General features: G+C 33.8%; 16 protein-coding genes and 1 pseudogene. 4 read left to right on the top strand and 13 right to left on the bottom strand.

Translation table 11 applies throughout. The features are described 5' to 3' along the window. The first annotated feature begins 24 nt into the window (after positions 1–24). From lpdA to ucpA, 3 genes are all read left to right on the top strand, one after another. Positions 25–1,731 (top strand): dihydrolipoyl dehydrogenase, encoded by a 1,707-nt coding sequence (gene lpdA / locus IYQ23_RS00390; RefSeq protein WP_195673758.1) that lies wholly within the window; start codon positions 25–27, stop codon positions 1,729–1,731. Positions 1,732–1,739: 8 nt separating this feature from the next. Further along, entirely contained in the window at positions 1,740–2,729 is a 990-nt protein-coding gene (locus IYQ23_RS00385) for a lipoate--protein ligase (protein ID WP_022525847.1), read from the top strand. A gap of 351 nt (positions 2,730–3,080) precedes the next feature. Continuing rightward, positions 3,081–3,878: an SDR family oxidoreductase UcpA gene (gene ucpA / locus IYQ23_RS00380; RefSeq protein ID WP_022525846.1), complete on the top strand. Its 798-nt coding sequence runs from the start codon at positions 3,081–3,083 to the stop codon at positions 3,876–3,878. 61 nt (positions 3,879–3,939) lie between these two features. Here ucpA and xerS read toward each other — a convergent pair whose 3' ends face one another. The 6 genes from xerS to IYQ23_RS00350 all read right to left on the bottom strand — a co-directional run bounded on the left by xerS (position 3,940) and on the right by IYQ23_RS00350 (position 13,114). Then, a complete protein-coding gene (xerS, locus tag IYQ23_RS00375) occupies positions 3,940–5,010 on the bottom strand; it encodes a tyrosine recombinase XerS (protein ID WP_022525845.1) in 1,071 nt (356 codons plus the stop codon). 313 nt (positions 5,011–5,323) lie between these two features. Next, entirely contained in the window at positions 5,324–7,600 is a 2,277-nt protein-coding gene (locus IYQ23_RS00370) for a zinc-ribbon domain-containing protein (RefSeq protein WP_195673757.1), read from the bottom strand. A 9-nt stretch (positions 7,601–7,609) separates the two neighbouring features. Further along, positions 7,610–8,335 (bottom strand): hypothetical protein, encoded by a 726-nt coding sequence (locus IYQ23_RS00365; RefSeq protein WP_195673756.1) that lies wholly within the window; start codon positions 8,333–8,335, stop codon positions 7,610–7,612. After that, positions 8,328–9,989, bottom strand: coding sequence for a hypothetical protein (locus IYQ23_RS00360; RefSeq protein WP_195673755.1), 1,662 nt, complete (start codon positions 9,987–9,989; stop codon positions 8,328–8,330). Before IYQ23_RS00360 ends, IYQ23_RS00365 begins: the two co-directional genes overlap by 8 nt. After that, a complete protein-coding gene (locus tag IYQ23_RS00355) occupies positions 9,986–11,839 on the bottom strand; it encodes a hypothetical protein (RefSeq protein WP_195673754.1) in 1,854 nt (617 codons plus the stop codon). The genes IYQ23_RS00360 and IYQ23_RS00355 overlap by 4 nt, the downstream gene beginning before the upstream one ends. 15 nt (positions 11,840–11,854) lie before the next feature. After that, positions 11,855–13,114, bottom strand: coding sequence for a site-specific integrase (locus tag IYQ23_RS00350; protein ID WP_195673753.1), 1,260 nt, complete (start codon positions 13,112–13,114; stop codon positions 11,855–11,857). A gap of 673 nt (positions 13,115–13,787) precedes the next feature. Between IYQ23_RS00350 and IYQ23_RS09705 the strand changes: the two are divergent. Continuing rightward, positions 13,788–14,029, top strand: a pseudogene (locus tag IYQ23_RS09705) (S24 family peptidase). A gap of 289 nt (positions 14,030–14,318) precedes the next feature. Here IYQ23_RS09705 and IYQ23_RS00340 read toward each other — a convergent pair. The 7 genes from IYQ23_RS00340 to IYQ23_RS00310 all read right to left on the bottom strand — a co-directional run bounded on the left by IYQ23_RS00340 (position 14,319) and on the right by IYQ23_RS00310 (position 22,189). Further along, entirely contained in the window at positions 14,319–15,866 is a 1,548-nt protein-coding gene (locus IYQ23_RS00340) for an LlaJI family restriction endonuclease (protein WP_195673752.1), read from the bottom strand. A gap of 17 nt (positions 15,867–15,883) precedes the next feature. Then, entirely contained in the window at positions 15,884–17,599 is a 1,716-nt protein-coding gene (locus IYQ23_RS00335) for an AAA family ATPase (protein ID WP_195673751.1), read from the bottom strand. A 7-nt stretch (positions 17,600–17,606) separates the two neighbouring features. Continuing rightward, complete coding sequence (locus tag IYQ23_RS00330; RefSeq protein ID WP_195673750.1) at positions 17,607–18,659, bottom strand: DNA adenine methylase; 1,053 nt, start codon at positions 18,657–18,659, stop codon at positions 17,607–17,609. Continuing rightward, the gene (locus IYQ23_RS00325; protein ID WP_195673749.1) at positions 18,652–20,298 is read right to left on the bottom strand and encodes an N-6 DNA methylase; all 1,647 of its coding nucleotides are present in this window, start codon (positions 20,296–20,298) and stop codon (positions 18,652–18,654) included. Before IYQ23_RS00325 ends, IYQ23_RS00330 begins: the two co-directional genes overlap by 8 nt. Further along, positions 20,295–20,723 (bottom strand): helix-turn-helix domain-containing protein, encoded by a 429-nt coding sequence (locus IYQ23_RS00320; protein ID WP_125341513.1) that lies wholly within the window; start codon positions 20,721–20,723, stop codon positions 20,295–20,297. The genes IYQ23_RS00325 and IYQ23_RS00320 overlap by 4 nt, the downstream gene beginning before the upstream one ends. Before the next feature lie 272 nt (positions 20,724–20,995). After that, positions 20,996–21,433, bottom strand: a complete 438-nt coding sequence (locus tag IYQ23_RS00315) for a hypothetical protein (RefSeq protein WP_195673748.1) — start codon at positions 21,431–21,433, stop codon at positions 20,996–20,998. Between the two features lie 243 nt (positions 21,434–21,676). Continuing rightward, complete coding sequence (locus IYQ23_RS00310) at positions 21,677–22,189, bottom strand: Panacea domain-containing protein (protein ID WP_195673747.1); 513 nt, start codon at positions 22,187–22,189, stop codon at positions 21,677–21,679. Positions 22,190–22,269 lie beyond the last annotated feature (80 nt).

Below are 22,269 nucleotides of genomic sequence, written 5' to 3'. Positions count from 1 at the left end.
TTAAAATGAGAGGAAAATAAAAACATGGCCTTAGAAGTAATTATGCCAAAAGCCGGCGTTGATATGACAGAAGGACAGATTGTTCAATGGAATAAAAAAGTTGGCGAATTTGTAAAAGAAGGAGAGATCCTTCTGGAAATCATGACAGATAAAGTCAGCATGGAGTTAGAAGCAGAGGAAGATGGCTATCTGATTGCTATCTTGAAAGGAGACGGTGAGACTGTTCCTGTAACGGAAGTTATCGGTTATCTGGGCGAAGAAGGAGAAAATATTCCGACTACTGTGGCTGCTTCAGATGATAGTCCAACACCACCAACTGCAACCACAACTTCTAACGATGATAATAAGAGTGATGACGCTTATGATATTGTGGTTATTGGTGGCGGACCAGCTGGTTATGTGGCGGCGATTAAAGCAGCTCAATTAGGAGGTAAAATTGCCCTTGTTGAAAAATCTGAACTAGGTGGAACCTGCCTCAACCGTGGCTGTATCCCGACTAAGACCTATCTTCACAATGCAGAAATTATTGAAAGCCTAGCCCATGCAGCAAACCGCGGTATTATCATTGAAAATCCAAACTTTACTGTCAATATGGATAAGGTTCTGGAAACTAAAAATAAGGTTGTCAACACACTTGTCGGAGGTGTTGCAGGTCTGCTTCGCAGCTATGATGTTGATGTTTACAAAGGAATTGGTACCATTACCAAAGATAAGAATGTCTTAGTGAACGGTTCTGAACTTCTTGAAACCAAGAAAATTATCTTAGCTGGTGGCTCAAAAGTCAGCAAGATTAACGTTCCAGGCATAGAATCACCACTTGTTATGACTAGCGATGATATTCTAGATATGAAGGAAGTTCCAGAAAGTTTAGTAATCATTGGTGGTGGCGTTGTTGGTATTGAGCTAGGACAGGCTTTCATGACCTTTGGCAGTAAGGTGACGGTTGTCGAAATGATGAATCGGATTGTTCCAGCTATGGATGCAGAAGTCTCTAAGAACCTACGGCTCATTCTTGAACGCAAGGGCATGACCATTTTGACAGAGACCAAGTTGGAAGAAATTATCGAAGAAAATGGCAAGCTCTGCATCAAAGTTGCAGGAAAGGGAGATATCATAGCTGATAAAGCTTTGCTTTCTATCGGACGCGTGCCTGATTTGGAGGGAATTGGCGAGGTTGACTTTGAACTAGACCGCGGTCGTATCAAGGTCAATGAATATATGGAAACTTCTGTTTCAGGAATTTACGCACCCGGAGACATTAACGGTACCAAGATGTTGGCGCATGCAGCTTTTCGTATGGGAGAAGTAGCTGCAGAGAATGCTCTCAAAGGCAATCATGTAGTTGCTAAATTAAATCTAACTCCAGCAGCCATCTACACTTTACCAGAAGTTGCGGCAGTCGGTCTGACAGAAGAACAAGCTCGCGAAAAATACGATGTAGCTATCGGCAAATTCAACTTCGCAGCAAACGGACGAGCAATTGCATCTGATGCTGCTCAAGGATTTGTCAAAGTGATTGCTGATAAGAAATACGGAGAAGTTCTCGGTGTTCACATCATCGGTCCCGCTGCAGCCGAGTTAATCAATGAAGCCTCTACTATCATCGAAATGGAAATCACGGTGGAAGAAATGCTCAAGACCATTCACGGTCATCCGACATTCTCAGAAGTTATGTACGAAGCATTTGCAGACGTACTCGGCATGGCTATCCATGCCCCTAAGAAAAGATAAGAGGCACTATGAAATACATTATCAATAATAGTAACGATACAGCTTTTAATATCGCTCTTGAGGAATATGCTTTCAAGCATCTCCTTGATGAAGATATGATTTTCTTGCTTTGGATCAATAAACCCTCTATCATTGTCGGACGTCATCAGAATACCGTGGAGGAAATCAATCGAGATTTTGTACGTGAAAATGGCATTGAGGTTGTTCGTCGTATCAGTGGAGGCGGAGCTGTCTATCATGACTATAACAATCTTAACTACACCATTATTTCCAAAGAATCTGAGAACAAAGCCTTTGATTTTAAGAGCTTCTCTATTCCGGTCATCAAGACTTTGGAAGCATTAGGTGTAAAAGCAGAATTTACGGGGCGAAACGATCTGGAAATTGACGGGAAAAAATTCTGTGGCAATGCTCAGGCCTACATCAATGGTCGAATCATGCACCACGGCTGCCTGCTTTTTGACGTAGAATTATCCGTCTTAGCGAATGCCTTAAAAGTTTCCAAGGACAAGTTCGAGTCCAAAGGTGTTAAGTCTGTTCGAGCTCGTGTAACCAATATCATTGATGAATTGCCTGAAAAGATTACTGTCGAGCAATTTCGCGACCTCCTGCTAGACTATATGAAGAAAGAATATCCAGAAATGACAGAATATGTCTTCTCCGATGATGAACTAGCTGAAATCAACCATATCAAGGAAACTAAATTTGCTACTTGGGATTGGAACTATGGCAAATCGCCAGAGTACAATGTTCATCGTAGTACCAAATTTACTAGCGGTAAAGTGGAAATCTTTGCCAATGTTGTTCAGTCAAAAATCGAAAACATCAAAATTTACGGAGATTTCTTTGGAATCGAAGATGTAGCAGCAGTAGAAGAAGTCCTCAAGGGTGTTAAATATGAAAGAGAAGATGTTTTAAATGCTCTTGAAAACCTGGATATTTCTCGCTATTTCGCTGGAATTAGCCAAGAAGAAATTGCAGAAGCAGTGGTTGGCTAAATCACAAGACTATAACAAAATAAAAACATTCTTACATTTATTTAACTAAGGATGTTTTTTCTATAGTTTGAAGAAGTTGGTTATCAGAATGTTCAGATGCTTCTGGGATACACCACAGCCAATAATCGCTTGGAGAATATCCGCTTTGGAGCAAGTTCCTTATTATCGAACCCTACAGAAATTATTGGATAGATTTTTTATAAAGAGGACGAAACATCATAGCAAATGCGAGGTTTTCCTTCATTATTATATTGACAAGCAACTAGAAAAGTACTAGACTAAAGTTAGAAATACATCATAAAATGTCACAAAAATCTGTCAAACTTCTTCGTTTTAGAAAGGATGGTTACTATGGCTAAATTAGATGGAAAAGTTGCTTTGATTACTGGAGCGGCTGTCGGTCTGGGTCAGGGCATTGCCTCAGTCTATGCTAAATATGGCGCCAAGCTCTGCCTTTTCGATCGAGACCCTCAAGTAGAAGCAACTGCTCAAGAACTTCGTGACAGCTACCAAATAGATATTATCAGCTATATCGGTGATGTCAGTCGTCTAGAAGATTTGGAAGCGGCTGTCTCTCAGACTATCCAAGCCTTTGGGCATCTTGATATTGCCTGCTGTAATGCTGGTATCTGCAAGCTGGCGCCCTTTGAAGAAATGACAGACCAGATACGGGATCAACATATTAATGTCAATATCAAGGGAGTTTGGAACACTTGTCAGGCAACCATCAAGCCCATGTTGAAACAGAGAGCAGGCGCTATCGTCATCGCATCATCTGTAACAGGCGATTTGGTTGCTGATGCTGGAGAAGCAGCTTACGCGATGACCAAGGCAGCTCTGGTCGGCTTAACCAAGGCCTTGGCAGTAGAATATGCCGATCGCAATATCCGAGTTAACTGCAGCCAGCTAGGCTATGCTCGGACACCGATGGTCGAAAAAATGGCCTTGGAATCCAACCCAGAACATCCAGAAGTTCCTATTCAAGATATTGCGACCGCTGTCCCAATGAAAAGATTAGCTAAACCGCAAGAAGTAGGGGAACTCTTTGCCTTTTTAGGTAGTGACGAATCCTCCTATCTTACAGGATCTCAAATTGTCATTGACGGCGGTAGTACCCTACCAGAAACTATGAGCATGGGCACAAACTAGCAGCATTTAGCTCAATTCAAATAAAAAATTTGCATACCTTAAATTATGCAAATTTTTTATTTTATAAGTTATCCAATGCATTTTTTTGTTCGTCATTAACAATATGGGTGTAGAGGTCTGTAACTTGAGTGCTGGCATGTCCTAGCTGATGACTGACCAAAACTTGAGATTTAGTAGCATCATAAAGTCGAGTAGCCAGCGTATGGCGGAGTTTGTGAGGTGTCACTCGAACTTTGAAATCTTCAGAATACTTAGCAACCATCTTTTCTACACTAGAAGCATCAATCCGGTTAGGAACACCTCTATATTCTGTCAAAAAGAGGGCAGTGTCTGATTTTTCAGCTTTGTAACGTTTAGAGCGAACCTCCAGATACCTTTCCAAATAAGCTTTGGCAAAAGCTGCAACATTGACAGAATCTCTTTTCCCGCCCTTACGAGTAACTTCAATGACCATCATTTTGAGATTTAGGTCTTTCAAATCAAGATTTACTGCCTCGGATAGACGAACACCAGATGCAAGAAGCAGTGCTATGATTGCCAAATCTCGCTCTTTATTTTTGTCAAAAGAGGAGAGAGCCCGATTTGATAAATTTTTAGGGTATTCTTCATCAATATAATTCAAAAATTGTTCAGTTTCTTCGCCCAAAAAGAGTTTTTGTTTGATGTTTTCAGCGCGCGCAGCTAAAGTCTCTCTCTTTTTCTTAGTAGACACTTTTTTCATGACATTACGATAGAAATAAGGTTCCCCATTCTCATTTTCCACCTCTTCAGTTAAATATTTATAAAGGCTAGAGAGAGCAGAAAGAGTGCGATTAATGGTGGTTTGCGATACTCCGTTCTGTGTAGTATTAGCATTAAGCAATGGACGCTCCCGTAAGTAAAGAATAAACGCTTCCATATCTTTTTTAGTCATATTTTCCAATACTGACAGAGGAATTTCTGCAATCTGCGACCCATCAGCAATTCCAGAGTCTAAAATCCAATGAAAAAAGCGATCATATTCTTTGAGATATTCATATAAGGTTGTAAAACTGTATGGAACAGTCAATTTAGACTGATAGTATTCCAAAACGTACCAAGGCATGATGGCCTTTAGTTTTTCAATTCTTTCTAACAATATTTCGCGTTTCATTAAGATATTCTCCATCATTTTCTATAAATAGAAGTATAGCACACTCCTGTATTTTTTTCAAGAAAATTATAGTTTTTCGGAAAGATATGTGTAAGGGTCTATTGAAAGATTCGTTTCTTTTAGAGATAACCAAAAATTTTTTTAGAGCTAATTATTCTTAATTATGTATTTTATTTAAGTGAATACTGGAAATTTTAAAAGTTATTCATCTGCTATAATGTGTACTTTATTTAAGTGAAAACTAAAAACTTTTCAAATGTACATTTTATCAAAATAAGAACACTTTATATTATTTAAAGTGTTCTTATTTTTGTTATATCTTTTTAAACTGTACAAAATGTTCTTGCTTTCTTCTGTAACCTTTGCAAATCGAACATGCCTTTTTATTTCGCTTTCTGTATGCCATTCTTTCTTTAACTTGAATTTTATAACGATGATCTGTGTTTTCCTGACATATCCACCATACAGACATATTACTCAACTCTGTGATTTCAGTTGGACTTGCTATTAGGAGGTTATTCAAATAATCCCACTCAGGCATTAGACTTTGTTGTGTCGTTGCTAAGTCATTAAATCCTTTTAAAACTTTTTGATTCCTACAATATGGACAAGAATTTTCTCTGTAAAATTTTTCTTTTATGACTTGCTGATATTCTCCAGTGCATACAGGACATTTCCACCATGCGGTATATGTTGAATTAACTCTCACTGAAGACATTTCTTGTTTATTTAATGTAGACCATTCTTTAATTAACCAAGGATGTGTTGTTTCAAGATCGTTATAACCTTTTGCAGTCTTTTTAAATGAACAATATGGACAACATTGGTCGTTTTCGTGGCGTTCAGAAATTTTTGCTTTAAAACTTCTGTGACATTTTCGACAAATCCAATTGGTTAAAGTATTTGAATTATAAAAGAAGATATCAATATCACCATTAAGTTCTTTTACCCATTCATTGTTTAAGTACGGTTTAACATAGCTCAGTGTTTCATTTGGTTTAGGAATTTTTTTATTACAGTAAAGACATATAGAGTTAAGTTTATTAGAATTATTGTTGGTAAATACATCTAGAACAGTCCCTAATCTCTCCTGAAATTCTAAATCACAACAATCACAAATCCAATTAAATATTTTATTCTCGGATTCTACCGATTTTGTCACCTCATCAGGTTTTTCTAAATTCTTGCTACTCCAAAGGTCACACAACTCAGGATAAGTATCTGCAATTGTATTATAACATTTTAATGCTTGCTCGTTATTACAATATGGACAGCTATCTATTACTTCTTTTCTTATTGGAATTGAACAAAGGTATTCACCTTGACAAACAGAACACTTCCACCAATATTTTTTTGTTTCAATGTGGCTCAATGCTAAATGAACAGGCAATCCATTTTTATCGCTCCATTCTTCCTGTAATTTTGGGAAATTATAGAGTATATCATTGTTAAAAACAAGTATATCCCAATCACAATGATTAGGACAAGTTTGAAAATTACTATTCTCTAAGTCGGTTCTTGAAATCATTTCAATAGGACTACAATAAAAACTGACTTTGCAACAAGGGCATTTCCAATTTATACATTTAGAAGACTTATACCAGTATTCAGAAATAGGTTTATCATTACTTTTATCCCAAAATTTCTCTAAATAAGGATGAGTTTCTTGTAAAGTATTATATCCTTTTAACATCAATTTATTATCACAATAAGGGCAGCCTTCAAGATGCCTTTTGACAACACTACATTCATATTGACCATGACATTTAAAACACTGCCATCTTACTAAGATGTCGGATAAACTATCAATCATATTACTTTTTACATGAGTTGGAATAAATTGCTTAAAAAGATTTCTATCTGTATGTAATAAGGGGTTGGCTTTCGCTTTAATTGGGGTATCGAATGTAGCTTTACAGTTAGTACAATAGAAACTATCTCTTTTGATTCTTGAAATTAGCTGATCAATAGACAACTTAAAGATATGGTCACATTTGTCGCATTTCCAATTTCTAGGGATTGTAACATTGTCATTTAACTTCAAATCATTAAACTCTACATCGTTTTGCTCCCCTGGAAGATAAATTTTCCGAAGATTAGGGTATGCTTTAGTGTAAGCTACAAAATGTGTATTCTCATTACATCCGACATGAATAAGCTCTTGATTATGTTTATTGGTTAATTTAGAAGTGTTTGCTACATCTTTCCAACTAACATGACAGGTAGGACATTTGAAGTGAAATAACCTCTTTGAAGAAAAAGATAAATTATCAATCTCTTCCTGAATGGTTTCTATATTTTCATAATGAAAGTTTATGTACCTTAGAAAGTTAGGAATCCTTGCAGATATAGAGTTTTCCCCTTTTATAAACACTTCTCCAAGCTCACATACAGGACAGATTTTTGAATGATTTTGGATATTCTTATAAGATTTTGATGCACTTGCTTTCCATTCATAAGAACAGGTAGGACATTTCCAGTTAATGTGTCTTTTACTGGAAATTGGTATTTTTTCTACATCTATTTTGATATTCTTGTCAAAGTCCCAATAGTTCAATAAAGCTGGAAAATCAGTGATTAAGTCTGACATTTTCTCCTCCTAATACTTAGTCTTGTTATCCAGTAAGTCTTTAATTTCCAAAATCTTACTTTTGCTTATTTGCTTTTCAGTATGAGTATGCTTTTCAAAAGATATTTTTGAATCTGAGGTGATAATATTTTCACTTAGATACTTCTTAGTTACAAGTTGCTGATCAGACTTTAACAACCCTTCTTCTTTTAACAATTCATTAACAATCTCAGGATACAAACTAGTTTTAAGAAGCTTCCTTAACTTTTTGTTTTCTTCTAATAATTCTTTGCTTAACGCTGTCTGCTCCTTAATTTCAGCATTCTTTTCATTAAGTTGTGCTACCTCATTTTTCAACTCTGAAACTCTTGTTTTGAGCTTACTGGCTTCTTCCTTATATTCTATTGCTGCATCAACAACTCTTTTATAATAATTGTTAAGCTCCATCAATGCTGATTTGATTGCTTTTGGGGTTCTATTGGTCATTAAGAAACGTTCCACATCTAGAGTTTTATACGTTATAACTGTTTGATAGGTGTCGTCCTCAAATAGTTCCAATTTATCATTAAGGGCTTGTCTAAATTCTTTGTTTCTTCTAATAGTTGTGTCTGCAACTTGCGGAAATCCGTTGTTTCTAAGATAATTTCCAAACTGTGGAATTTTGAATAGTCTAGGATTATTCGAACAATGTTCCAGTAAATAATGTTCAAATAATAATAGCAATTCTTGATTATCAATATACTTCTTTCTAGCCATTTGAGAACTCCTGTAAGGATAAATGTTTTTCAGTTAGATACTCTTGATAAGAACGACTAACTGTTTTAAGTTTTAATAACGCCTCACCAATATCTTCTATATTCCCCTTTCCTTGTCGAACTCTTTTTATAGCCTCATCTACAATTAAAGCTTCCTCGTCGATTGATTTCTTAAAGGATTTATCCATAGAGAAATAATCTTTTCCAGCTTTTCTGTAAAATGGACAACTAGTACAAGCACCAAGCTCTGCATGTGAGCTAATGACTTTAAGACAGTCTGAATAATCACCTTCCGCAAATCGAGGTGAATAACATCTGCCCTTATTATCAAGAGGAACATAGTTTTTATTAATGGTGTATTTATGTTGAGTTTTACTTATAGCGTAAGACGTTTGAGAGTTTGTTAATTTACGATAAAGCTGATAGCTCCTACATTCAATAAACTGACTCAGATTTGAAAAATAATGTGAAGATGTTGTGACACTATCATGTCCAGCTAAGAGCATTGCTGTTACTGGACTAGCTCCTTCTGCTATCAGGTTGATCATTGCAATGTGTCTCGTATCTCCAATATGAATGAAATTAATCTCATGATCTTCTAATTGATTTGGGGAATTGATATGATGGACAAAATACCCATACTGTTGAGATACAATCTCATTAAAGAAATATTTTAAAATTGTATTTAAGTTACTGTACGTCAAGAAACGGTTTTTAGTACCAGCAATACGTTTCCATTTCCGATAATGAGAGTCTGTCACAAATAGGGTATCTAACTGTGTAGATGATAAGTCTTTGGTTAGCTCTAAATAATTTAGAATCTCACTCGCAAGCTTAAATGGTACTTCGTAAGTTGTTAAATAATAATCCTCTGAAATTTTATGGGATACTCCCTTGTCTTTTCCTTTTAAGTTATTTCGTCTGAGAGTTAAGTAATAATTTCCGTTTTTTTCTGTGAGACAATTTCTCTGAGTGAGCAAAAACTCCCTTGGTCTAAGCGGTACTACTGCTGTTATTTGCCACCATAAGTAAAGAGGGTAGTAAAATAATCTTTCATCATCTGATAATGGTTTAACCCAATAGTCGTTTAAAATATCATTAAATAAAAAATAGGATTGAAATTGGGCTAACTTTCGCTGTTTTTTAGTGTTCAGTTGATAACTAACATTTAAAAGTTCATCTAGTTGCTCAATCAGTTGTGTTAATTCGTTACTCTCTAAACATGGTAGTGTAGAAAGAAAATCTATACATACTGAGGGGTTGGAAATCTTCATATTTGCTAACGAGAAGACTTCGTTCACTTTTAGTTCTTTGACTAATTTCTTTATATCTCTTAAAAAGGCTTGGAGTGTGATTAAAACATGATGTTCCATAGATAGCACAATAAAACTCTTTAAGTAGGTAACAAAATCATCAAAAGATACTTGAAATACTTGTTCATAAAACCTTTTATATTGGAATTTATTCAAGTTAAAAATGAAGCTAACGTTAGAATATTCATTAGTTGTTGCCCATTTATTTTCTTCAAAATTGGTTGTTAGGATAATCCCTTTTTCAACATAGGCTTGAAAACATTCTTTTGCGCTCTCAATCATATTGTCATCAAATAGGACAATTTCATTTACTTTACGAAATAATTTTAATTGATTATTCAACTGACTAACTCCTTGATAATATCCTCATAATCAGATAATACAGCTTCGCCATACTGTTCTGATAATGCTTCTAACATTTCTGTAAGACATGGTTTAATCTGCTGCTCAAGAATGGCTCGAACCTTTCCTCGTTCAAGTTCATTCTTTAATTTTTGATATTGTTTATTGAGACGATTAAACTCACCAATTAACAAAAGCAAGGTAGATTTTGTTTGTAATTCATACTGGCAGCCAACACAATGTTGACGGTCATCATAGGGGCATAGTTTCCCTAACGCAGACAAGAGACACATACTTTCTCCCTGCTTAGAGAAAGCCTCTCCGTTGCCAATTCGATGACAGATTGTCAGTAATTGTTCAGGTTCAACGTTGTTTTCAACTAGAGTTTTTAAAGCTTGTTGAGAGCGCAAATCAGCCTTAACGCTCAATTCTAAAGTTTTCTCAATTTCTACTGGTGTTAAATCTAAACTTTTAATCATTTGAGTTTGTTGGCTTGGACTTAATTCTTTATACTTTCCTCTAGTTACAATGGTCAAGAGCATAGACGGAATCATGGATAATACGCCTCGCTCAAATAATTCTTTTGCAACCATTTCAGGTTTTAGTTGTCCAAGTTGGGCATCTTTTAGATACGTTGTTGTAGTTTGCGCAAATTCATTAAAATTACCTTTATGGCTACGAGCTAATGCTGCTAAAAAATAACCTTTAATATTCAGTTCTGACTTTTCTTCAAGAACATCATCTGCTAACATTGCGACAGATTGTAAGTAAGACTTGTTTGCAGAACGACTACTAAAGTTACGCTCTAAAAATAAATTTCCGATTTCATCCCCCATATAACTAGTAATCTTTTCATAAGTTTTAATTTGTCTGATCAATGGATTTTCTGCATTGTATGGTATTTGAAGTTGGAAATGTGCCTCACAGATAGCCAATAACGTTCCAATAAGAACCTGACAACTTTCTGGGACATGAAACTTTAGCTGAGTAACATTAGAAGCGTTTTTGGTTTTATTAGGTGTTAAGTTTAAATAAGTCAATCTTGTTGTAATACTTAGTAAAGTCCTTCTAGCTTCACTACCACTCCAAGTTCCATCTACTACTGCTTCTAAAACTTCTAATGGCTCTCTTGTTAATTTAGGATGTCCTAATCTTTCTAAGTCTGTTGATCTTAGTGCGCAAATAAAATGTAACCCTAGATACAACCATGTATCTGCATAATTTTTTGAACTAGCTGCTTTACAAAACATATCATTTTTTATGATGTAGTCCTCGTTGAATAGGTAATACATTAATTCAAGGTATTCATCTAATTCATACGCTCCATTTGCACTCTCAATCGTGTAACGCTTCGTCATTTCAAAACTTACTCGATAACGAGTAACGCCTTTATTGAGTAGCCATTTAATAAATTGAATGAGGATATTGCCTTGTAACTTCGTAAGAACTTCTGTTGCTACTTCTACTAAGGTCTCCACTTCAGCATCACTATATAGAAACAAATCTTTTGTTAAGTAATATGCTAAAAAATCAAGTAGATAGAAACGATTGGTTTCACTCAGCTTTTGTTCTTCAGCAAATTGTACGAATAATTCACTTGTAGAAGGAAATTTTTTTGAAAAGACTCCTTCCATACTCTTAACTCCTGGAGGTGTTGTTAGATAGTTTTTGATGTGATTTTTAAGAATTTCAGCATCTTTTTCAACGATAGTATAATCATCAAGGTTTATAGACACACCAAACCAATCATTGTCTAGTAAAAATCCACTGACTTTGTCACGGTGTTTTATTGTATCCACACTTAGCTCGATTAGAATTTTTTCAAGATAACTTTTTAAATCGACTACCAACAGCTACTCCTCCTTTCAATGTTCTCCAAACAATTTTCCTGCTTGCCAATTCATATAATCAAAAACACCATTGTTCACCTGACCGTACTGTTTTGCAATTTCTCCTTTATTTTGTAAATATACCCAAGCGCTCTCTGGTGAATTGTCTCCTCTAGCAGACATTAGTTCACTAACTTCATTAACACCTGATAACACTAATTGAGTGGTATACCAGTGCCTAAATATATGAGGCGAGATATTATTTTCTTGTAAAAGTTGACCAAAAAAGACAACCTCTGCGTCATCAGATTTAAGAAATATTGGGATAATTTCTTCGCGAATAATCTTACGAAATCGTTGATAGTACACATCGTATGACAATGCTTTCCCTTGCTTGTTAAGGTTTAATGGACCATAATCTTTCTCATACCTTTTACCCTCTAGATAGCTCATATAGTCATTATAAGTGTCTAAAAAGACTTCCAAGAAGATATAAGGTACAGCTTGAAGTCTTTCCTTTTTAATTCGTCCAGTTGGCTTTAAATCACTTCTAAGGGGCATTTCTTTTCGCAGATCAATCTCAATTTTAAATACTTGATTATCACTCTGGTGGAATATGATACCTGCTCCCAAAGGACTATCTTCACGTCTTACATTACATGCTTCTGATGGTCTCAAACCAACAAATGCTCCCAAAGCAACAACCATAAGTAAATCCTTGTGATATTGAGCAATGTGAGCAAAGAGCATTTCAAAGGCGCTGTTTGGCATATCTCTAAAAATTGACTTCTGTGTGTTGCTTTCATCAACAAATATCTCAAAATTCAGTTCTTTCCGTTTAATGACTTTACCTTGTCTATTAGTGAATGTATTGATAGAATAAAGGTCCTCAGGCTTCAATTTAGCCTTCCCTTTTCGTTTACTCAAGTATAGAGTTAAAAAATCAAGAACTGCATTTACGCATTTTTCGACTGTACTTTTCTTTCTATTTTTTCTATCCTCTGGTAGTTGCGCTAAACCATAAAGTGTAAAAAACTCCTTGACCATTTCAAAAGTTAGTTGATCAAGATTGTTTAAACCAACTGTTCCAAATAGAAAGTTTAAGAACTTAACAACGTAGGAAAAACGTTTGTTTCCATCGTCTGAAATAGCCTTAATCTTTGTGGCGGATTTTACATATCTATGAAAATCAGTGAATTGTAATGTGCCATCATCATGTTTGAGTGCAATCAATTGCTTTGTAACGATATTATTATCGCCTAGAATCAGCGAATGTTTATAACAAACGAACTTCATAGCACCTCCTTTTTATTATGACTGAAGGTTCTGACTGGGTTTTTCGATGGCAATACAAAAAAACGACCAAATCAGTACCGTTCTCCTTTGTGCCCCAAATGGCATAAAGAGAATATCGATGAGTACTTTCATTGATCGTTATTATTATTTAAATTAATTCAATAACAAAAGTAACTTCATCTAAGTAATAAGAGCAATTAATTAGCTCAGCAACAACGATAACCACAGCGACTCCTTCTAAACGATGAAAGGAATATCCGCCGTGGCTATCTATTTACTTTTTTTCTTTTACTTTTGTAAGTTACTTTTGTTATTTTTACTTTTTCTGTATTATATCATATTTTGATTAAATTGTCATCTGAGATAGTGATTTTAAAAAAACTGGAAATTTTTTCAATTGTATATTTTGACAATAAAAAACACTTTAATATCAATTTAATGATTTTAGAGCGTTTTTAGCTTATTTGATTTTAAAGTTGTCGTCTATTCCTCAGAATTGCTTGAAGAACAGGAAAAATTCGACAACAAAGTAGTCGATCTATTCAGTTATAAAACCTATGAAGGTCTTTCTGCTGCAACTAGCTACTCCTACTTTGGAGATGTAGATTATACTCTTACTTATTCAACTGAGAATATCCCTCATGATTTCGCCTCATGGGTTGTATGTGACTCAATGGAGTATGAATTGCCTGATGGAGATGTAGTATTGATTAAGCAATCAACAAATATTGAAGATGGACAAATTTATGCAGTGGAATTTAACAATCAAACCTATGTAAAAAAGTGTATCTTCATAAAAGCTATCTACGACTTGTTTCAATAAACAAGAAGTATGATGATATTTATGCGCCTTACAAAGAAAATCCTCGTATAATTGGGAAAATAATAGGTAACTTCACGCCTATTGAGGAGTAAGAGGATAGATATTAGGAAATATACTAAACATTATCTAAGTGATTTACAGATTCAATATTTTGTAGATAAGACTTCAAGCTTCTAAGTAAATTTTTAGCTCTTTATTTTTGTATTGGTTAAAACAGAACTACAAAGAATTTTCTCAATTGGAGTGCTATGTTTATTTTTTCACTTTAGTATAATATGTGTAAAAAAATAAGGCAGTAACCCAAGAATAGTTACTGTCTTATTTTTTTGTTAAATATTTGATAAACGCAGAAAATAGTTGCCGTTCTTATATCTGCGTTTATCATTGTAATTCTGAGAGATTTATATGTTTATCTTTCAAATAATTGTCATAGAGAACATCCGGTGAAAGCATTCTTACTTCAATAACTCCGAGACCAAGCTGTTTTAACATATCCAACTTTACAAAACCAGGAATTTCAGAATCACTTGCTCTTTTAGGCATTAAAAAATAATTTTTAACTTCCTTGATATTATATTTAGCCAAAATTTCTTGATAGGATAAATAATAAAGATATTGTTTTGCGATATCTTCAATTCCTGGTTGTCCTTGAATATTTGTATCATTCCATACAGGACAATAGTATTTAGCATCAAGAATATAAAAAGCATAACTTGAAGACTTCTTTAGTTTTTCAAATCGAATATAATCAGGATTAAAAGTTCTTTTTGGTATTCCTTTACTGCCTTTTCTATATCTCTTCCAGATTGGTTGTTGTATTAATTCTACAAGAATTGGAGGCTCATGTTCAAACCTTTTATTGATTTTCTTATAATTAATAAAAGGTTCAATCTCATAAATATTTGGATGCCTTGTCTTTGTGTCACCTTTCTGACTTCGAAATACTTTAGCACATACTTCTTCCCAAATAAGGTTAAAAGAGCGTGTCCCCATTATTTGTATTTCAGTATCACCTGTAAGGATTCTCTGACTCAAGAAATACAAGCGAATTGCCCTTAACACTTGTATTTTTCGCTCATCAAATATTTTACTAAGTTCTGAATCAATACGACTAATTATATAATCATTGTCTCCGAATGCATCTTGTTCTTCTTCAGAAATTTCTACTATTGGAAGGTTATAAAACAAGCTAAGTCCTGCTTTTGACATCTCGTATGAACATTGACTGACAACGTATGCATGGAGTCTCTTTATGTATGATGCATCATTTGAAACCTTTTTCCGAGTATAGATTTCCACATAATAAGGTCTATTGTTTGAAATCAAAGGATAGGTTTCATCAATAGTTTTTTGCCAATAGATTTCACCATTCCCATTAATTTCAAGAATCTCTAATGGTTCATCATAATCTCCATTTGTAGCATAGTCTTCTAATAAATATAACATCACAGATAAGGTGTTAATCCTTCCTTTGTGATCTATATCTGCAAATAGATCAATGTTGTAAATCTCTTGCTGAGCTTTTTCTCTACTATACTTTTCAATTACTCTCATAACCTGTTGCATCTCAGTTACAGGTTCATCGTCTAGTGGAGCATTACTTTCACCAAGATATTTAGGATAAACATAGGTAACAATATTTTGGATTATCAAAATACCTACAAAATTAAATTTGTAACTTATTGAGTTAGAAAGGAGTGTATCATCAGTATAATTGCTGAATTCTATATCAGCTGTAGAATCGGAGATATCATTATTTCTTTTTTCTTTAAGAATATTACGACTAAGCAATTCTTTTATATATTGTTTAAGATATCTGTCAGCATTCTCTCTAGTTCGATATCTTTCAGTATTAAAAGAAAATGTATCTTGCAAATCCTTGACTGAATAGTACCAATCCTCTCTAACATACGCAGAAGTAATTGACATAGCACCTTCTCCTGAATTTATAATTCGGCTTCTTCTTTTGCATGGTCTCTTTCTGAAAGTTGTTCACTATATTCCTTCGTCAAAAAATCAGTTCCAAATATGGCGACACCCCTATCTCTGAATTCTTTGCAAATATAAGAATAGCGATTAAGTTTATCTGTATCTTGACATCCTGAAAAAAGTTGAGCACGTTTTGTTTTTGCAGCATCTTCAAAGAGATACATCAACACCTTATTACAGAAAAGATTTATAAATTCATCGTCATTTATTATAACATTTCCGTCACTGTTCATTGTTTTTAGGAAAAACGGCCCCATTAGTTTATCTTCGTGGACTCTCAATATTGCATTAGACAGCTTAGCATTTATTGCTCTTCTCAATACATTCCATTCAATAGTACCGCCAGCAATTGTAAATTCACCACCTTGGTTTTCTCTTGCTGTTTTTTGGCCACTGTTAGGATTTTCTTCTACATAAAATTCTTCTTCATCAACCCCTATATATTTGAAATCCCAACGTCTTTTAAATGCTGTATCCATAGGGAATACACCTTGATCAGCACTGTTCATAGTTGACCAAATGAACATATTATTTGGAAGTTTTATGGAAGTATATTCATTAGGAGTTCCACCAAGATTTTCGCAAAGATATTCTTTTATTTCTTCGCTCGGCTGTATTTCATACTCACTAATACCATCATCATTTCTATCAAGTAGCTGAAATACTTCACCAAAGACTGCTGCTGTATGCGCTCTATTAATTTCTTCGATTAGAAGTAAATAAGGTTTAATTTTTGTTGTGTCGATTTGACCAGATGTTATATCATAAGCGTCAATAATATTCGCATATGCTTTTTTTAGAATTCGCATAAATGGACCTGGAACAAATTTATATGAGATATCACCTGTAGATACTGTTACTGGCTTATATGTTCCAACAAACTGAGCATAAGAATAATCAGCATGAAATGTTACTCGTTCAAAATCAGAGTCTAAAATTGACATTGATTTCCTATCCTCATTGAGGGAATAGCTTTTACCAGTACCTGGAGCACCAAAAACAATGTGATTATAATTAGCTTTGTTCTGAGGGATTAATCCTGTATTGTATTCCAATGGAATTTTTACAACTGTACCAAATGGATTTGAAAAATTGTTTATAAACTCAACTCTATACCTATCAAAATTTATAATTCCTCTTCGGTTCCCAGTAAATAAAGACTCTAAACCAATACCTGTTGGCCATCCCGCTGGCATAGTTGAAGTATTGATAAATGAAGCATAATAGCGACAATAGGTTGTTCTTATTATTAAAATAACCAAATCATCAATTATCCCAACAAAATTACCAACAGAAGTATATGCACCTGTTATGGGATCAGTATTTGGAACAGGGAAGCCGTTGTTTCCAGGAGACCACGCAGGATGCTTGTGTCTCAAAGTTTGACGGCTAATTTTATAATTTGCCCGATTTGTTCTTGGTGCAAATTCCAAATCTCTAAATAGTCCTATATTGCCTAAAGTATACGTTTTGGCCGTATATGTATACCTTTGGTCGTTAGGACTATCATTTTTTTCTGCTATTGATAAAAAATCAACCAAACTTTCATTTGAAATGCCAGCTGCTTCAAGATATGTTTGACCTCCCCCAGTTGCAGGTCTATCAATGTCATATAACTTTTTGAAATCAGACGGATTGATTTTCCTATAAAAAATTCTATCTATTTTTTCCATGTGATTGCTACCTTTCCACGTATATTAAGTATTCTGTAATTTTTTGAGGTAGTGTACTACTGTTGCTTTTAAAACGATTATAATCAATTTCATGGACTGATACTGTACCAAACTGAGAAAAACATTCTTTTAGCTGCTCTATACTAAACAAGCCATCTTCACTATAACTAATTAAGAACTTGTTACAATTCATTTCTCTAAAAATCGTTTCAAATGACTCTAAACCTCTCGTTTTAGTGCAAAGTTTAGAATGTTGATCCCACCAATCTCTTAACCCACTTTTTCCTATTGCATCTGGGAAATCACCCCTGGCAATTGTTTCTAAGATATGATAATTTGCAGCATATTGTCTTTTCATATATGGTGGGTCAATATAGCACAAATCTGCTGTTATACTACTAGCAAGTTCTTCTGCAAAACCTTGTAAAACGGAATGTCCGAAGCAATTTTCTTCAATAAATGAAATAGGTTTTAATTGTAATTCAGTTAGCGCATTCTTCCTAAATGAAGATAGAAAATAACCATACGTTCCAGAAATATTGGCAACATCATTGGTTGCGAGAATTAATGTATGTTTTAGTAATGATTCTTCTAAAATAGTTAGTAGTCCTTCATCAATCCATTCATTAATTTCTTCTCTGATAGCATCTATTTTCCCTGCATTCTGAGAAGTAAAATATTTTCTAGGTTCGCCACCGTTTGATGGAATTCCATCTGGTGAAAACTCATTGTAAAAAAAACTTTCAATTGCAGGTAATTTATTTAAGTAATCCAATACATCTAAATAAGCATCAGTAGTTGTTTCTTTTATATTCAATTTGGCTTTAAGACCATCAAAAGACGGAGCTGAAGATAATTTTAAGTGTGTATTTAAATGATGCATAGAATACGTCATTACATCTGCTGCAATTACAGCATAACCTTGTTTTCGAAACTCTAAAGCTACGGAACCTGTACCAGCCATCAAATCGACAACTGTACCATTTTCCCCAATAAGTTCTTTGGTATGTTTAATAATATGTGGCAACAATTTGGTTTTATTTCCTATATACCTATACATAGTTCACATCCTTAATCTTCATGTTATTCACAGCTCCTAAATCTGGCAAAGAATTAATCTCTGTTAGAATTGTTTGAATTTCATCTGAGTTTAATCCATATTTAATAAATATTAGCTTTTCGAGAGCAAGATCTGTTTCATGGCAATATTTTTTTGAAACAAGCAACTTACTCGCTAACTCAACGATTTCTTTATCAAGTTCATCCCCTTTGTACTCAGCTATTGGTAATGAAAAAATAATTTGCTTTGTTAAATACGGATGTGATTTCCACTCATTTTCACCATAAGTTTTAAGATAATAGTAGTAAACCACCCTAGAATTAAGCAAAGCTAAATAATACTCCAACGGTTCATGACAATTTTTATCTAAAAACTTCAGGATGTATACTGTTTGACTAGTTTTACTATCTGTATAATCAATGGAAGCATAAATACCGAGGCCCGTTTTTCTTATAAGAAGTTTTGGCGAACTAAATAGAGAAATATCTTTATAGTTGATTCCTTTAATATTGTTTACAATAAAACTATTTGTTTGGCATAAATATCTGTGGACATCTTCTCCAACAATAATAGGAGATGTATCATTATTATCACTCTTTAGAATAATTTTTTCAATAGTATTAGAATTTATTGCTATTTCCTCTTTACAGAACGAACATTTCTTCATTGACTCGGCTAATTGTTTTTTACTATAGCCTTGAGCATTACTACATAGCGGACATATTGTAATGGCTCCTGTCTTGGAGATTTCAACACCTCTGCCAAATCGAAATTTATTGCTTATATCAATCCCGATTTCTTTAATTTTCTTCAGAAGGGACTCATCTTCTTCGCGCGTATCAATATCAAAATTACATGCTTCGTTTGTAATAAAACGTCTCTGAAGAACAGTATGTTTTCCCTCTTGATAGGAAGCTATTAGTTTCTTGTTATCTGATAAGATTTTTTTTCGTTCATCAGTGGATAGTCTAAAACATGTTGTTTTACTATCTGGGGTAGGAGGTGTTTTTTTACAAATAATAACAGTTGTTGCACGATTCACATTTTCAAAGAGTTTTTCTCCTAATCGAGCTATCACCTTGATTTGCATTTTTGAAGCCAAAAAGCGACGTAAACATTCATTTTGAGCCTCAAACAAAGAATCGGGAAGAATAAATGCAAAATATCCGTTTTCTTGAAGAATAGAATATGCCAATTCTAAAAAAAGAACATAGCTGTCAAATTGACCTTTGATTAAGTTAAAACCACCAGCCTCCAAGTCTGCTTTACTGTAAATCTTCTCAGAGCTCCATGGAGGATTAGCTATAACTAGTTGAATTTTTTCTAAAGTTTTCAGCCAGTAATCAATTGTTGTCCCACATGCCCCTTTTGGAAGGATTGCATCGTTATGAATAAAATGGATATCTTCAGGAAAAGTTGGTATGACATCCTTGTCTACATCTATACCGATATAATTTGTCTTGTCTTTAAAATAAACTTTTAAAGCCTGAAGCAATCTTCCTTCTCCACAGGCTGGGTCAATCGCACATTTTATCGAATTAATAGAGTTATCGTTTGATGTTAATTCAAAAAGTAGATTAGCGACAAAATCAGAGAGTGCATGGGGTGTATACACTACTCCATATTTTTCTGGAATCATAGATCAACTCCTTTCAAAGCTTTTGTTCCAATTATTATTCCAGATGCACTTTCTTCAGTATTTTGATCTTGGCAGCGTGTAGTTTCTCTATTTATAAGAGCATTTACATTCATTTTCCCGTATGCATCTAATCTTATATACTGTCTAAATATATCAATAAGTTCACTTTGGGTTTCCCATTCACCAGATTGTTCTACTTCTTCTAACAACTTTGGTGATGTAGCATCGTCAGAATAACCGAGTATATAATCAATTCTTCGGTCAAATATATCAGCCAACTGATTTACAACTTCATAATCAGGTGTACGTTTACCAGTTTCCCACATAGCAACGGTACCTTTAGATAAGCCAAGTGCTGTTGCAAGTGTCACCTGTGTATATCCATTTTCTTTTCTTAACTGTTTTAGGCGGCTAGCAAAAGTCATTTTAGATACCTCCATTCTATATATAATAACATAAAGCGTTATCTTTTTAAAATATTCTATCACAAAATGTATTGATAAATAAAATTTGATTCTAACTAAATGTAAGATTTAGGATTAATAAACAACAAATTACCCTACTATACATAAAAATATGAAGTTTAATATACATGATTTTTTTCATTAAACAATAATCAGATAAAAAATGTAGAAGATGAATTAAAAGACATAATTTTAAAATAATACAAAAAAAGAATCAGTTGATTCTTTTTTTATTAAATATTCTCAAGTGAAAACTCTCTATTATAATCTTTAACTTGTTCATACGTTCGATGCATAGCCTGTACACTGTCTAATAATATATCTTTACCAGTAATTTCATCTTTAATCTTGAGTTTGCTGGGAATAAATAAATGATATGGGTCTAGTAGAACTACTTCTAAATAGTGTTTGGTTCTTTCTTTTTTATGCGATGAAGATTTGATTGTATAAACACAAATGACTCTAAATCTTCCCTCGTGGGGTGACAAAATGTTGAAATTGTCCAAAATGGATGATTTTCTAAAATAAAATTCATGAAAATCAACAAAAGCCTGTTCTAAAAAATTATACAGGATATCTTTTATTCGTTTTCCTTGGTCGTTATTTTTAATAGTAATTCGAGAAGAGTTCCTTTGGATAATAGATGGTTCATCAATGATTTTTTTAAACATAACATTGTTTTCGAATCAGCACCCAATTCATTTTTCTTATTTGAAAACTTTAAATTTGGTAGATTAATAAATTTTTTTGAACAATCTTTAAAAACAACTTCTAATTTAACATCTTTAAAATCAATCGAATTAGGTGGTGTGTATGATTCCGAATTAAAGACTTTATTTTGGAATTTTATTTTTGATTGTTTTTTCTTTAATAGCTTTGGATTGCTACCAAGCACATCAACTAAAAACTGATCATTACACATATTTTTGAGCATATTCATCAACAATTACTTGAGGATCCATTTTTATATGCATTTCACCATCATTTTCCTCAAATGGGACACGCCATGCATCATCCTCATGAGTTCTATCAACCAAAGTAAAATCATCGACTTCATCAGTTTGTTGAATGATGCTGTCAATAAATTGAATCACATTCCTTTTTTCTGAAGGAGTAAGCTTTTCATTTAATTTATCTTCAGTCAATTCTACGGCTTCGTAACGATCATCACGATAAGCTATATAGACTTCATCATCAACTGGTCCGTACTTCCATGCTTCGAAATTTGGTTTAAATAAGAAATTAGTGTAATTGACAGATTCTAATTCCCCAACACTTTCTTCACCTGATAATTTTCCGTATGTTGCTCCATAAAAAGCAAATAAGAAATATAAAGTTTTTTGGATTTTAATTGGAGAGGCGTCACTTAATTTATAAAATAAATGATTTACAAGATCGGTTTTATCCTGAAAGATATAATCAGTCATTTCCCATTCTCCTTTTTAGTACAAAAAAATACAAGCAACACACATCTGTCACCTGCGTTTAACTTTATAATTATATTATA

Origin of the sequence: Streptococcus sp. HF-100 (assembly GCF_015594635.1) — a bacterium.
GTDB classification, from domain to species: Bacteria; Bacillota; Bacilli; order Lactobacillales; family Streptococcaceae; genus Streptococcus; species Streptococcus vaginalis.
Note: the sequence above shows the minus strand (reverse complement) of the source record. Positions and strands in the feature narration are given on the sequence as shown.